Raw genomic sequence first — 14,316 nt, 5'->3', positions numbered from 1 at the left:
GGATGAGCAGCCTAATAGGAAAACTAGCTTGGTCAAATATTCGTAAAAGAAAAAGCGCCACGCTTACACTCTTCATTTTGATCATGATAGCTGTGCTGCTGCTGAACATTGGCCTTACGGTCAGTTTAAAGCTAAATTCTTTTCAGCAAGAAAAAATGACTGAATTAAGGACTCCAGAAATAAGTGCATTTTTCCCAAAAGATGATCATCTAGAAGAGTATGAGGAGCTTGTGGATAGTTATTCATATACAGAAACCTGGGAGAATGAAGCAGCAATTCTGTTAGCAGACGCTAAAATGAAGTACGGACAAACGGACACTACGGTAGCTTTTATAATTCTTAACATGGATACACCGCGGACCAAGGGACTATTCAAGACAACGACTCCGTTAGGATCTAAGGATGCGGATATGATCTATTTGCCTTATTTGTTCCATGTTGGATCGGGGTATAACCTTGGCGATACCTTTTCTTTTGTATACGATAATAAGCCATTCTCTTATACCATAGGTGGCTTTATTGAGGAGCCGTTGCTAGGGACGTTAACTAATGGAGCTTTAAAAGTATTTTTGAATGATGAAGGTTATAAGCAGTTGGAGAAACGTCTTGGAACAGAAGCTCAGTACAGCTTTCTATCAGCAGATTTAACCGATCCTTCAAAGGATGTAAAGCTGGAACAAATGCTAAGTGAGCGGATTTTTGCCTCAGGAAGTACGGATCAATTTCAAGTCATGCGGGCAGAGGTTGGTCTCCAAGGGAACCGTGTTTTTGTTAATCTTTTAGCGGCCATTCTGATCGTATTTGCCCTGATTATGGTTCTGATCTCGCTTATTGTCATCAGGTTTCAAATATTGGGACATATTGAAGACAATTTGACGAATATCGGTATTTTAAAGGCCAACGGTTATACTTCATGGCAGATTAAAAACGCGCTTCTGCTACAGTTCACCTCAGTGTCAATCATCGCAGCTATACCGGGAGGTGGGTTATCTGGGATTGTTATGCCGTTGGTAGGGAATATGATTTCGTCTTCAATCGGACTTCTGTGGCCAATATCCTTTGAAGGGGTCAGTGCAGTACTTAGTTTGGTTATTGTCTCTGGACTAGTGCTACTTGTTACCTATCTGTCGAGCCGGCGAATTCGGAACATTACTCCGATTACAGCTCTGCAGAGCGGAATCCTCACTCACAATTTTAAGCGGAACCCAATTCCACTCGAAACATCCCGAATGAATTTGCAATTCAGCTTAAGCCTTAAAGCTTTAGTAAGGCAAATGAAGCAGAATATGATGATCGTATTGATCGTTGCCGGATTAACCTTTTCTAGTATTTTTTGCTCTATATTGAATTTCAACTTTAAGGGAGACACCTCAGCAGTTATAAAACTGGTAGGTATAGAACGCAGCGACTTTTTGTTGTTGCCGAAAAACGGTGACCTACAGCAGGGGAAGTTTACAGAATTAGAAGCCATGCCAGGGGTTGAAAAGTTGACTGTATTGGATAGCATGGTCGCTTCGATTAAAAATACCAGCTTTATGCTCCGGGTATCTGACGATTATAGCAAGCTGGAGACACAAACCATATACAAAGGGCGAGAGCCTATTTATGATAATGAAATTGTGATTTCCGGTGTTATTGCAAAGTTGAAAAATACAGAAATAGGGGACGAGGTACCTATCACTTTTAATGGTGTGACGGAGAATTATTTGGTCACTGGCTTAAGCCAGCAGATTAGCCAACTTGGAATGGTGGCGAGTATGACCGGTGATGGAATGAGAAGACTTCAACCGGAGTACACCCCTCTGTCCATCAATGTGTATCTGAAAGAGGGGGGAGATGCGCAAGCTTTTGTGAAGGATCTGGAAGCACATTTCCCCGGAAAATGGAATATTACTAACATTCGAGAAACGGTTGATAGTACGCTCAGTACATTCACTGCCGCAGTATCTTCTATGACAGCAGTCATCACTGTGGTGACGATTATAGTAGTAAGCCTGATTTTATATTTAGTGATTAAGACTTTGATTCTGAAGCGGAAGCGTGAGTTCGGCATTCTTAAAGGAATGGGTTATACCACTTTTAATCTGATGACGCAGATTACCTTTAGTCTGTTTCCGGTGATTGTGGTGGGAGTAGCTTTGGGGAGTATAGGCGGTTATTTTTTCTCGGACTCTGCGTTTGTACTATTGCTCTCGAGTTTAGGGATTTATAACGTCCAACTGGCGGTTAGTTTGCCACAAGTATTGCTATTGTGTGCAGCCATTCTAGTAGTCGCTTATGCGGTGTCTATGCTTGTTGCCCGGCGAATTCGGAAGGTTAGTGTTTACGATTTGATTATGGACTAAGCAAAAGACAAAAAAACAACGAGCAGGAGGTTTGTTACTCCATACTCGTTGTTTTTTTTACATATTCATTCGTCCGTCATCATAATTGAATTGCCAATCAATGCCGAATTTATCTTTTAGACTACCATAACAAGAGCTCCAGAAGGTTTCTTGCAGTTCCATAACTACTTTACCGCCCTCTTGAAGTTTATTGAAATATTTCTTTATGTTATCTAAATCCTTACTAACTACGGAAAGACTAATATTGTTTCCTTCGATAAAAGGCATGCCTGGAAAAACATCAGAAAACATTACATTACTGCCTTCGATATTCAAGCGGGTGTGCATAACCAAATCTTTAGCTTCCTCAGGAAGAGTGAAATTGGGATCGGGTGGTGTTTCACCAAAGGTCATGATTTGTGGACGTTCAGTGCCAAACACCTCTGCGTAAAACTCTGCTGCGTCACGACAATTCCCGTTGAAATTAAGATAAACATCGATAGACATTTTTTTCACTCCTTAAAGGTTTGTTAGCGGCACATCAAAAGTTCTTAAAATTCAAAATACCTTATCACATCCACATTGTATCATTTACCAGTTTATAAACAAATATACTTTTAGTCTCATTATTAAACTTTTATTTCATCTACTATCTTCTAATTAAAAATAGGATATGGTAGTATTCAAGAAAAGGGATAATTTTCTATAAATTAAATAAAATTATATTTATGTTAAATAGTTGGGGTGGATTTGGGCTCGTGTTTGATCTTTACCACTGAGAGGAGGTGATGGTGAGTGCGGGTAAGGCATAGAGGAGGTGACAATTCTTTAAAGGAGTGAATACTGCAATTGTAGCATCGCGTGGCTATTAATAAATTATTTACGAATTTATTTAATTGTCGAAAGGAGAATAATAAATGACAAAAGCACTAAGGAAGCAAATGTTGTTATTGCTTACGATCATGGCTTTAGTTATCACCGGATATGCTCCTTCTACCACGTATGCCAGTGAGGCACATGTTGACAATCCGTTTGTAGGAGCTACAGCATATGTGAATCCTGATTATGCCGCACTGATTGATACCTCTATTGCTCAGGTTACCGATAGTACTTTAGTTTCCAAGATGGAGACCATAAAAAAATATCCGACAGCCGTATGGCTGGATCGAATTGCTGCAATTTATGGCGGAGAGGACAATGGAGGTAGAAAAAGTCTGGAACAGACTTTAGATGCCGTACTCGCGCAAAAGCAACCCAATACGCCGATTACAGCCACGTTCGTAATTTATGACATGCCTGGTCGGGATTGCCACGCTCTTGCCTCCAATGGCGAGCTGCCACTGACAGCTGCGGGTCTTACAACCTATAAGTCAGATTATGTTGACGTAATCGCCAGTATTTTTGCAAAGCCCAAATATAGTGACATTCGTATAGTGACTATCGTAGAGCCGGACTCGCTTCCGAATCTAGTCACCAATCTCAGCACACCACAGTGTGCTCAAGCTAACTCCACGAATATTTACCGTGATGCTACGCGTTACACTTTAAATGCTCTCCATGCCATTCCGAATGTATATACTTACATGGATATTGGCCACTCCGGCTGGCTCGGATGGGATACTAACCGTGGCCCCGCTATCGACCTCTTTACTTCGGTTGTGTCAGGCACTACAGCTGGACTTGCTAGTGTCGATGGATTTATTACGAATACAGCCAATACCACTCCACTAGTAGAACCTAATCTTCCAGATCCGAATCTTACGATAGGCAGCCAGCAGCTTCGCTCCGCAAGTTATTATGAATGGAATCCGTATTTTGATGAAGCCGATTTCACAGCAGCTTTGTATTCAGGTTTTGTAGCAAAAGGTTGGCCTTCCACGATCGGCTTCCTTATTGATACCTCCCGTAACGGGTGGGGTGGACCTAATCGTCCGACTAGTGCAAGCGGAACAACCGTTAACGCTTATGCAGATTCCGGTCGGATTGATAAACGTCTCCATCGCGGCAATTGGTGTAATGCCAGCGGCGCTGGAATTGGAGAAGTTCCACAAGCAGCCCCTGCAGGTTATGCAGCCTCACATTTGGACGCATTTGTCTGGGTGAAACCTCCGGGAGAATCTGATGGTTCCAGCAGTGCCATTCCAAATAATGAAGGCAAGGGCTTTGACAGAATGTGTGATCCGACTTATACCAGCTCAAGCGGCACACTGACCGGTGCATTACCTAATGCGCCTGTATCAGGTCACTGGTTCCATGATCAATTTGTTCAGCTGGTACAGAATGCTTACCCTGTAATTCCTCTAAGTAACGGAGGGGGCACTGTAGTTCCAGCGGCACCCACTAACTTGGTAGCGACAGGGGAAGATGCAAAGGTAAGCCTGAGCTGGAGCGCATCCAGTGGTGCGACTAGTTACACAGTAAAACGAGCGACCACAAGCGGAGGGCCGTATACCACAGTAGCGACAGGATTAACAGCTACGAGCTACTCCAACACCGCCTTAACGAACGGAACAACTTATTACTATGTTGTAAGCGCAACCAATAGTGTGGGAGAGAGTGCGGATTCTACACAAGCGAGTGCGACTCCAGCAGCAGTGGCGACTTTTCCCGCGGCACCAACCAATTTGGTAGCGACAGCAGGTGAGGCGAAAGTAAGCCTGAGCTGGAGCGCATCCAGTGGAGCGACTAGTTACACTGTGAAAAGTGCAACCACAAGCGGAGGACCGTACACTACTGTAGCGACAGGGCTAACGGCAACGAGCTACACCAACACGGGCCTAACGAACGGAACAACCTATTACTATGTTGTAAGCGCAATCAATAGTGTAGGAGAGAGTGTGAATTCGGGACAAGCAAGTGCGATCCCAGCAGCGGTGGCAACTGTTCCAGTGGCACCAACTAACTTGGTAGCGACAGCAGGAGATGCGAAAGTGAGCCTGAGCTGGAGCGCATCCAGTGGTGCGACGAGTTACACTGTGAAAAGTGCAACCACAAGCGGAGGACCGTACACCACTGTAGCAACAGGGCTAACGGCAACGAGCTACATCAACACGGGCTTAACGAACGGAACAACCTATTACTACGTTGTAAGCGCAACCAATAGTGCGGGAGAGAGTGTGAATTCGGCACAAGCGAGTGCTGTTCCACAAGTTCCGGCAGCAACTAGTCTGACGTTGCAGTATCGGGCGGGAGATACTAATGCGACAGACAATCAGATCAAACCTTATTTTAATATTAAAAATAACGGCACAGCCGCAGTGAACTTAAGCGATCTTAAAATCCGTTATTATTTCACTAAAGATAGTAATCAGACGTTAAACAGCGCAATTGACTGGGCACAAGTTGGCAACAATAATATTCAAGTCGCCTTTGCAGATTACACAGGCACGAATGCAGACACTTACGTTGAGCTTTCGTTTACTTCTGCAGCTGGTTCCATTCCAGCTGGAGGCCAGTCCGGAGATATTCAGCTCAGAATATATAAATCCGATTGGACTAATTTTAACGAAGCCAATGACTACTCCTTTGATGCTACAAAAACTGCTTATACTAACTGGGATAAAGTGACGCTTTATCAAAGTGATGCTCTCGTATGGGGGATTGCTCCGTAACGGAAAGCAGGGGATATTTAAAAGAGCCGCTGGAGTGATCCTGGCGGCTCTTTCTGTATTATTTAATTCGTTTACCGAGTAGCACAAGCAGCCAGATGATTCCAGCCCCAACAATGGCGTGACCAAGCCCCGCAATATGGGGCAGGAAGCTAATATCACTGCCGTTAATTTGCAGCATTCCACGTGTAGCCATTGCACCAATCGTGATTAGAAGACCAATGTTATAGACAATGTACCATGCACCAAAAGATTTAGCCTCATGGATATTAAATAACTTATCTAAGATCATAGCAATAATAAAGAAAAAGAATCCTAAGATTAGAATGTGGGTGTGAAGCGCAACTAATATAGTATCTCCTGTGAAATCATTCATTTTAGTAATTTCGCGATAGGCCACTCCGGCTATCAAACCAAGAATTGCATAGAAAAAAGACGTGTAATACAATTTTTTCATAAGAATATCTCCTTTGTAGTTATCGTTATGATTGAAGTGTATCAAGCAATTAAGAACGCAATATGAACAAATGATTACAAGGTGAAAAAAATCACTAGTTTATAAATACATTATATCCTAAAGGAAGTTTCACTTTCCACGACGAACTGTACTACTAGAGAAATGAGAGGAGACTTAAGGAAAATATGAATGATAACATTGAAGTATTTCCGGTGCTCGAAACTGACCGCTTTATTTTGAGAAGAATTACACTGGATGATGCTAAAGAAATATATGATTATTTTTCAAAAGATGAAGTGACCCAGTATTATGATCTGGATAGCTTCACCGATATACAGCAAGCGATCAACCTTATCGAAAGATGGGATGAACGTTTCAAAGGCAAACAAAGCATTCGCTGGGGAATAGCCAGGCGTGAGGATAATATAATGATTGGTTCATGCGGATATCATAACTGGGCGCACAGAAATTTCAAAGCAGAGATTGGGTATGAATTATCTCCACTTTATTGGTGGCAGGGTGTGATGACGGAAGTTCTGACAGCTATTATTGCGTATGGCTTTGAGCATATGAAGCTCCATCGAATTGAGGCGTTTTATGATCCGGCTAATATTGCCTCCAAGAAGTCGCTTTTGAAAGCGGGCTTTAAGTATGAGGGGTTGTTACGCGAATCTTTTTTTGAAAAAGGTAGATTTGTAGATGCGGAGATTTGCTCTTTGTTAGCTTCCGATACGAACTAAGAAGTGTAAAATTAATAAAAGCAAGTTAACCATAATGCGAGAGGACGTATTATGGTTTTTTGTTTGTGATACAATAAATAGATTATCGAATTTATCCTACGTGGTACTAATCCAACATACATATCATGATGAAAGAAGGTGAAGGTATGGAGTTTGAGTATTTGCTTCGTGTAATTGGCGCGGGAATTTGTGGCGTATTAGTTGGATATGAACGCAAAAGCCGGATGAAAGAAGCTGGAGTTAGAACACATTTTGTTGTAGCCTTAGGTGCTGCACTCATGATGGTCATCTCCAAATATGGGTTTCAGGACCAAGCGGATTGGCCTAATCTTTCTCTTGATCCCGCTCGGATAGCTGCTCAGGTAGTAAGCGGAGTAGGTTTTTTGGGAGCAGGGATGATTTTTATGCAAAGACACACAGTCAAAGGGCTCACTACTGCTGCAGGGATTTGGGCAACAGCCGGAGTGGGCATGGCTATAGGGTCTGGTCTTTATATTCTTGGCGTAGGAGCAACGATAATCATTTTACTTGGGCAAAAGATCTTACACAGTCGTAACAGCTGGCTGGCCGCACCAAAAACCCAACAGCTCGTTATAAGTCTAGCTAACACAGAAGGCGCTATGGGCCGAATTCAAGAGTTACTTAAAGAACACAAAATCGCTGTTCTAAGTTTTCATGCTGAAAATAACAGTGTAGAATCCGAATTAAACGTAGAAATCGTTGTAAGATTGCCTGAATCATTTAATCCAGTGCAATTGTTATCGATGATCCAAGAGGACGCAGCCGTTAAGACCGTTGAGTTTCAATGATTTTTTAGCACCCTCGATGTAACTAACTCACTTCGCATCAAAGGTTACCTCCCTTTAGAGAGCTTCCTTTTGATGCGAGTGTTACCTTCCATTTTACAATCGATTCACACACCTCACATTAATCCAAACAAAATACTTCTTTCAGTCTTTCTATCCCAATTAATAGGTTCAAGATTCAAATTAAATGCTAATTCATGGGTATGTGTGTTATGTCTGTGTTATATATTTAATGGTTTTTGTGTCGGTTATCTTTCGTTAACCGCTTACATTTATTTTTAAATAAAAAATATGTCATTTATATTGACACATAAACCATGACCCTTTATTATTAATCCCATCACTGGAGAAACTAAATTAAAATTTAAATCAAACAATACATTATCAGCGCTTTATTTGCAAATATTTTCTTGTTTTTGTGGTTTATTAATCCAATTAATGCACTGGAGAAAATAATTAGGAGAATGCCCGTGAAAAAGCACGATCAGGATTTCATGAAGCGACAAAATCGTTTAACGGTTTTCGAAATTATAAAAAATCAACAACCGATTTCTCGCGCTTCTATTGCTAAACAGACTGGTATGAGCCCTACGACTGTAAGTCGAATCGTCGGAGAGTTGACGGAGGAAGGATATTTACTCGACTCTGAGCAAGTATCATCAGGATTAGGTCGGAAATCAACGTTAATAGGTATGATTGACACTTCTGTATTATCGGTTGGCGTTGAACTGGATCGCAGTCTTATGTCTATTGGAATTGTGGACTTACAAGGACAGCTTATCTGCAGTAGTCAATTTCCCCGTACACCAGACGAAAGTCCAGATCGAACGCTGGAACGAATTAAGGATGCCATCGATCAATTGTTCCAGCAGCATGTGATTGACAGAACACGTATCGTGGGTATTGGCGTTGGACTTCCCGGCATTGTGAATAACGAAGAAGGAATTGTTGTCTTCTCTGTTCAGCTAGGATGGAAAAATGTGCCGTTAGCCAAACGCTTGAAAGAGCTGACAGGTTTTGAAATCGCTGTGGACAATGAGCTGAAAGTAAGGGCTCTTGCTGAACATCTTAAAGGAGCCGCAGTCGGCTCCAGCCGTACGGCATTATTGGGTTTCGGTCAAGGCGTGGGTTCTGCGATGATTCTCGAGGGAGAGATTTATCGAGGGGTGATGAACAGTGCGGGTGAAATTGGGCATACGACAGTGGATCCTAACGGAATGATGTGTGAGTGCGGCAAAGCGGGCTGTTTACAGACCTATATAAATATCAGTTCTTTATTATCTGAAGCTAATCGGATTCGCCCGATCCGTACGATTGAGGAGTTATTCGCAGCAAAACATGCAGGAGAACAATGGGCGATTCACTTGATCGACCGTGCACTCATGTATATGGCCATCACCATTAATAATGTCGTATGCATGTATAACCCCGACAGCGTGATTTTAAGTGGAGAACTCGTGGACAAATTCCCGGATATATACGAAGAAGTTGAGCAGCTGTACCTCTCGCGCTTTACATGGGAGCCGCTTCGTGGTTCCTTTACGATTCATCGCTCGTTGCTGAATGAGAAGGGTGTAATTATCGGATCGGGACTTTTATCACAGAATCGATTTTTTGCCTTAGATTAAATTAACTACTGCTGGGGAGGTTGTACAGATGGGATTTACAACATTGGTAGAAGAATATCGTGCTGGCCTGCTGGAGAATGTGCATTATGGTGCAGTTAGTGTAGTCGATGAGAAGGGCAGCATTTTGTACAAAGCAGGCGATCCGGAGCATATGACTTATCTTCGCTCTGCTGCTAAGCCATTCCAAGCTTTGCCGGTAATGAAACGCCGGATCGATGAAGTATATGGTTTGACAAGTAAAGAAGCTTCGCTGTTTACCGCTTCACACCGGGGAGAAGCCTTCCATATTGAAGCGCTTGAAGCTCTTTTTCAGAAAATGGGATTAAAAGAAGAGTCACTTCATTGCTGCTCTACATACCCGCTGAATGAAGAAGCCAAAGCAGAACGTCACCGGGCAAATGAGCCAACTCGTAAAATCTTTCATAACTGCTCAGGCAAACATGCAGGTTTAATGGGCCTTAGCAAATATATGGGTTGGGATATAGACACTTATTACGATCCTAACCATCCTGTACAACAGGAGATTCTTGAGATGATGGCTTATATCGCTGAAGTTCCCAAAGCGTCCATCCCGCAAGGTATTGATGGCTGTGGACTTCCTATCTTCGCACTTCCGCTTCATAAAATCGCTTATTCCTATCTAAAGCTAGCGTGTCCCGATTTGATTGAGGATACGGATATACGTAAGGCAGCCGCTGCAATTGCAAAACTTATGAACGATAACCCGGTTATGATTGCTGACACGAAATTTGTATGCTCAGAGCTCCTGAAGGATGACAATCTGACAGCTAAAGGTGGAGCAAAAGGGGTATACGGTATCGGACTCCGTAAGGAACGAATGGGTATATCACTGAAAGTATCCGACGGATCAGAACAAGTCTGGCCATGTATTATCGCATCGATTCTAGAACGTATTGGTTACAGCAATCAAGACACAATTGATCGCTTATATGCACTTGTGCCTAACACGATTGTTAATGATGGCGGTACTGTGGTCGGCGAACGCCGTGCTGTATTTCAATGGGAGATCTAGAGCATAAGGTCAAGAATAATCTTCAAGTTTGGTGATTAATCGGACTAGAAGCTTTTCTAATACATCGTTTGAATAGGGGAGTGTAAAAAATGAAAGCAAAAGGAAAAGTATGGTCAATGTTCATGCTGCTGCTTATTACAGTAGTAGTGACTGCAGGGTGCGGCAACAAAGCGAGCAACGAGGGACAAAACGGCAATACTGCTGGTGGAACTGAAACTAGCACCCCAACTACAAAGAATGATAAAGACATTGTAATTGCCATCAATTCTAACTTTATTACGCTGGACCCTCATAACGCAAGCGATACGCATTCAATCAGCGCTGCCAGAACGATGTACGAAGGTCTGATGGGTTTTGACGAGAATATGAACGTAGTTCCTGTTCTTGCCGCAAGCCATTCCATAAGTGAAGACGGGTTGGTCTACACGTTCACACTGCAAGAGAATGTTAAATTCCAAGACGGTACTGACTTTAATGCTGAAGCGGTTAAAGTAAACATCGCCCGTATTCAAGATGAGAAGAACAATCTGAGACTGCGCAAAAGCTTCGCAAAGGTAGCGAAAGTGGAGACTCCTGATGCTAAAACCGTGGTTATTACACTCAGCGAGCCGTACAATGCATTTTTAAATAAAGTAGCTATGGCACCTATTATTAGTCCGAAAGCTTTAGAAGAAAATGGCGCCGATATTTCGAAAAATCCTGTAGGAACGGGACCATTTAAGTTCAAAGAATGGGTGCAAGGCGACCGCTTGGTTGTCGTTAAGAACCCTGACTACTGGCAAGCTGGGTTGCCAAAAGTGGATAGTGTGACCTTTAGACCTGTTCCAGAGAATGGATCACGGATAGCCATGCTAAAAACCGGCGAGGCAGATTTCATTTATCCAATGCCAACGGAGCAAGTATCTGAGGTTGAAGGTCTTGAAGGAATTACTGTAGATACCATCGATTCGACAATTGTTCGTTATGTAACGTTAAATACGATGAAAAAACCTTTTGATGATGTGAAGGTTCGTCAAGCCATTAACTATGCTATCAATAAAGAAGCTTATATCAAAGTTGTGAAATCGGGTCTTGGCGCTAAGCTTGATTCCACGATGTCTTCCAAAACACAATACTATTCCCCACAAACAGGTTATGACTATGACATTGAAAAAGCTAAACAATTGCTTGCTGAGGCAGGATATCCTGATGGATTCGAAACCGAAATTTGGGGTGAAAATGAATCCGAAACTATGAAGGGGATGCAATTTATTCAGCAACAGCTAGCACTTGTAGGGATTAAGGTAGACGTGAAATCCATGGAAGGCGGCACATTGTCCGACCAAATTAACTCTGCTAAGACGCCAGAAGAAGCAAAAATTCAAATGTGGTATGTCAGCTGGTCTCCGTCTTCAGGTGATGCAGATGGTGCAACCAGAGGGTTGTTCAGTAGTGAAATGTTCCCGCCTGCTGGCTCAAATACAGCCTATTATAAAAATGAAAATGTAGACAAGTGGATCGCTGAGGCGAATAAATCTGTTGATCCAGAAGCGGCTAAATCCATTTATGGCAATATTCAAAAAACAATATGGGAAGATGCTCCATGGGCATTCATGGGCGTCGACCAAATCATTTCAGGCAAAAGATCGTATCTGGAAGGAGTTAAGGTCTTCCCGGATGGTTCCATTAATGTCCTGAATGCAGAAGTGAAATAATGCTAAACAAACGTTAGGTTTAATATCCCAAGAAATGAACGAGGCCGCTTCTGTAGTATGGTGGGAAGCGGCCTCACTAAATCATTTGTCGATACTGAAGGGGGCTTATGAGTTGGGTAGATATGCTTTACAAAGACTCCTCGGGGTTATTCCGCTGTTGTTCATTGTATCGGTGCTTGTCTTTTTGTTTATTCACTTAATCCCAGGCGATCCAGCCCGACTTATTGCCGGTAAAGATGCCACACTTGAAGAGATTCGTGGAATTCAGGAGCAGCTGGGTCTCAATCTGCCTTTGTGGAAGCAATACATAAACTACATGGGTGATCTGCTAAGTGGGAATCTGGGCAATTCGATCCGTTCAGGGATCCCGGTTACCGACATGCTAGAAAGCAGAGTAATGCCAACGTTGTGGCTGACTTTTCTCAGTATGGCCTGGGCTCTAATTATTGGTCTTCTAATTGGCGTGGTTTCAGCCGTTTATCGCAATCGGTGGCCAGATCATTTAGGGACGTTGACAGCTATTTCAGGGATGTCTATTCCTGGATTTTGGTTAGGCTTGGTACTCATTCAAATTTTCTCGGTAGAGCTTGGTTGGTTTCCAACAGGTGGTGTTGATTCCTGGAAGTCCTATATTCTTCCTTCCATTACACTTGGGATGGGAATTATGTCTATGTTGGCCCGTTATTCTAGGTCATCTATGCTGGAGACCCTTCGGGAGGATTATATCCGTACAGGACGTGCAAAAGGCTTACGCGAGTATGTTGTTATCGGCAGGCATGCGCTGCGCAACTCTTTGATTCAGGTGGTTACCGTAGCTGGACTTCAGTTTGGGTTCCTGCTCGGCGGCTCTGTAATGGTTGAGACGGTATTCAGTATTCCGGGTCTTGGCAGGCTGCTAGTAGACTCCATTTTGTTCCGGGATTATACAGTCATTCAAGCCTTACTGCTTCTGTTTGCTACACAATTTATTCTTATCAATCTATTAGTAGATTTATTGTATGGCGTACTTAATCCGAAAATAAGGTTTTCTCAGTAGCTAGTGCGACTAAGAAGCAGAATTTCAATAGATTTATAGGGTGAATTTAGGATCAGGAGGGATATCATGAGTGACAATTCGGCGGTGATGGGAGCAAAATCTCCATTACCCGGAGAGGTACTGGCCCCGGAGAAAACAAAAGGCCGTATGGGTGTTTTTTTACGTAAGTTCAGTAAACAAAAGATGCCCCTTGTGGCCGCATTTTTTATTATATTGCTATTCCTAATTGCAATTTTCGGGCCATTTCTGACCCCGTATAATCCTGATGAACCAAACTACGATGCCCTTATGGCGGGTCCTTCTGCTGCACATTGGGCCGGGACAGACGAATATGGCCGTGATATTCTAAGCCGTTTGATTGATGGTACTCGCTTAACCTTAGCTGTCAGTCTCAGTTCCGTCTTCATCGCAGGCGTACTTGGAACCATCCTAGGTCTGTTAAGTGGATATTATGGCGGTTGGCTAGATCGGATTATTATGCGTGGCAGTGATGTACTATTTTCATTTCCAGACTTGCTGCTTGCCATTGGGATCGTCGCCATCCTCGGTCCGGGTCTATCCAATGTTGTTATCGCGGTTGCAGTCTTTGGTACTCCATCGTTCGCCCGAATTATTCGGAGCGTAACGCTGTCTGCGAAAGAAACATTGTTTGTGGAAGCTGCTCGTTCCATGGGAGCGAAGCATCGCCGGATTATTTGGCGTCATATTTTTCCTGAGACCGTGCCCAGCATTATCGTTAATCTATCCATGAAGATTGGCGGAGCGATCTTGGCCGCTGCATCACTAAGCTTTCTCGGAATGGGTGCAAAAACAACGGAGCCTGATTGGGGCGCAATGTTAAGTATGGGACGTGATTATTTAAGTATTGCTCCACATATTGTTTATTTTCCGGGGATAGCCATCTTTTTAACAGTACTTGCATTTAACCTGGTCGGGGACGGACTGCGTGATGCTCTTGATCCCAAAATGAAAAACTAAGGAGGGACAAGA

The 14,316-nt window shown here is 43.0% G+C and carries 11 protein-coding genes; 9 read left to right on the top strand and 2 right to left on the bottom strand.

Features of this window, described 5'->3' with window-relative positions; translation table 11 throughout:
* The first annotated feature begins 2 nt into the window (after positions 1-2).
* A complete protein-coding gene (locus MKX34_RS20985; protein WP_076296807.1) occupies positions 3-2,345 on the top strand; it encodes an ABC transporter permease in 2,343 nt (780 codons plus the stop codon).
* Positions 2,346-2,402: 57 nt separating this feature from the next.
* Here the strand turns inward: MKX34_RS20985 and MKX34_RS20980 are convergent, their stop codons facing one another.
* Positions 2,403-2,831 carry a VOC family protein gene (locus MKX34_RS20980; protein WP_036685812.1) on the bottom strand — a complete coding sequence of 143 codons (429 nt, stop codon included), beginning with the start codon at positions 2,829-2,831 and terminating at the stop codon, positions 2,403-2,405.
* A gap of 455 nt (positions 2,832-3,286) precedes the next feature.
* On the opposite strand from MKX34_RS20980, the gene MKX34_RS20975 reads away from it, so the two are divergent.
* Positions 3,287-5,935: a glycoside hydrolase family 6 protein gene (locus MKX34_RS20975; protein WP_256717627.1), complete on the top strand. Its 2,649-nt coding sequence runs from the start codon at positions 3,287-3,289 to the stop codon at positions 5,933-5,935.
* Positions 5,936-5,993: 58 nt separating this feature from the next.
* On the opposite strand, the gene MKX34_RS20970 is transcribed toward MKX34_RS20975, so the two are convergent.
* Complete coding sequence (locus tag MKX34_RS20970) at positions 5,994-6,389, bottom strand: DUF2871 domain-containing protein (RefSeq protein WP_036689034.1); 396 nt, start codon at positions 6,387-6,389, stop codon at positions 5,994-5,996.
* 185 nt (positions 6,390-6,574) lie between these two features.
* On the opposite strand from MKX34_RS20970, the gene MKX34_RS20965 reads away from it, so the two are divergent.
* From MKX34_RS20965 to MKX34_RS20935, 7 genes are all read left to right on the top strand, one after another.
* The gene (locus MKX34_RS20965; RefSeq protein WP_038572346.1) at positions 6,575-7,129 is read left to right on the top strand and encodes a GNAT family protein; all 555 of its coding nucleotides are present in this window, start codon (positions 6,575-6,577) and stop codon (positions 7,127-7,129) included.
* Between the two features lie 125 nt (positions 7,130-7,254).
* Positions 7,255-7,938: an MgtC/SapB family protein gene (locus tag MKX34_RS20960; protein ID WP_244886359.1), complete on the top strand. Its 684-nt coding sequence runs from the start codon at positions 7,255-7,257 to the stop codon at positions 7,936-7,938.
* 467 nt (positions 7,939-8,405) lie between these two features.
* Positions 8,406-9,563 carry an ROK family transcriptional regulator gene (locus MKX34_RS20955; protein ID WP_036689029.1) on the top strand — a complete coding sequence of 386 codons (1,158 nt, stop codon included), beginning with the start codon at positions 8,406-8,408 and terminating at the stop codon, positions 9,561-9,563.
* Positions 9,564-9,591: 28 nt separating this feature from the next.
* Positions 9,592-10,596, top strand: a complete 1,005-nt coding sequence (locus tag MKX34_RS20950; RefSeq protein ID WP_076296805.1) for an asparaginase — start codon at positions 9,592-9,594, stop codon at positions 10,594-10,596.
* 89 nt (positions 10,597-10,685) lie between these two features.
* Positions 10,686-12,290, top strand: a complete 1,605-nt coding sequence (locus tag MKX34_RS20945) for a glutathione ABC transporter substrate-binding protein (RefSeq protein WP_076296804.1) — start codon at positions 10,686-10,688, stop codon at positions 12,288-12,290.
* Between the two features lie 112 nt (positions 12,291-12,402).
* The gene (locus MKX34_RS20940; RefSeq protein WP_036689023.1) at positions 12,403-13,326 is read left to right on the top strand and encodes an ABC transporter permease subunit; all 924 of its coding nucleotides are present in this window, start codon (positions 12,403-12,405) and stop codon (positions 13,324-13,326) included.
* A 66-nt stretch (positions 13,327-13,392) separates the two neighbouring features.
* On the top strand, positions 13,393-14,304 hold the full coding sequence (locus MKX34_RS20935; protein WP_036689021.1) for an ABC transporter permease subunit: 912 nt from the start codon (positions 13,393-13,395) through the stop codon (positions 14,302-14,304).
* The last annotated feature ends 12 nt before the right edge of the window (positions 14,305-14,316 follow it).

It is taken from the genome of Paenibacillus sp. FSL R5-0636, assembly GCF_037974255.1.
Taxonomy (GTDB): Bacteria; Bacillota; Bacilli; order Paenibacillales; family Paenibacillaceae; genus Paenibacillus_AQ; species Paenibacillus_AQ odorifer.
The sequence above is the reverse complement of the archived record's forward strand: the minus strand, read 5'-3'. Positions and strand labels throughout refer to the sequence as shown.

What these genes read in the sequence shown, in the direction of transcription:
- MKX34_RS20985 (WP_076296807.1), top strand. Translation starts at nt 3, where the DNA reads ATGAGCAGCCTAATAGGAAAACTAGCTTGGTCAAATATTCGTAAAAGA.
- MKX34_RS20980 (WP_036685812.1), bottom strand. Translation starts at nt 2,831, where the DNA reads ATGTCTATCGATGTTTATCTTAATTTCAACGGGAATTGTCGTGACGCA.
- MKX34_RS20975 (WP_256717627.1), top strand. Translation starts at nt 3,287, where the DNA reads ATGGCTTTAGTTATCACCGGATATGCTCCTTCTACCACGTATGCCAGT.
- MKX34_RS20970 (WP_036689034.1), bottom strand. Translation starts at nt 6,389, where the DNA reads ATGAAAAAATTGTATTACACGTCTTTTTTCTATGCAATTCTTGGTTTG.
- MKX34_RS20965 (WP_038572346.1), top strand. Translation starts at nt 6,575, where the DNA reads ATGAATGATAACATTGAAGTATTTCCGGTGCTCGAAACTGACCGCTTT.
- MKX34_RS20960 (WP_244886359.1), top strand. Translation starts at nt 7,255, where the DNA reads ATGATGAAAGAAGGTGAAGGTATGGAGTTTGAGTATTTGCTTCGTGTA.
- MKX34_RS20950 (WP_076296805.1), top strand. Translation starts at nt 9,592, where the DNA reads ATGGGATTTACAACATTGGTAGAAGAATATCGTGCTGGCCTGCTGGAG.
- MKX34_RS20945 (WP_076296804.1), top strand. Translation starts at nt 10,686, where the DNA reads ATGAAAGCAAAAGGAAAAGTATGGTCAATGTTCATGCTGCTGCTTATT.
- MKX34_RS20935 (WP_036689021.1), top strand. Translation starts at nt 13,393, where the DNA reads ATGAGTGACAATTCGGCGGTGATGGGAGCAAAATCTCCATTACCCGGA.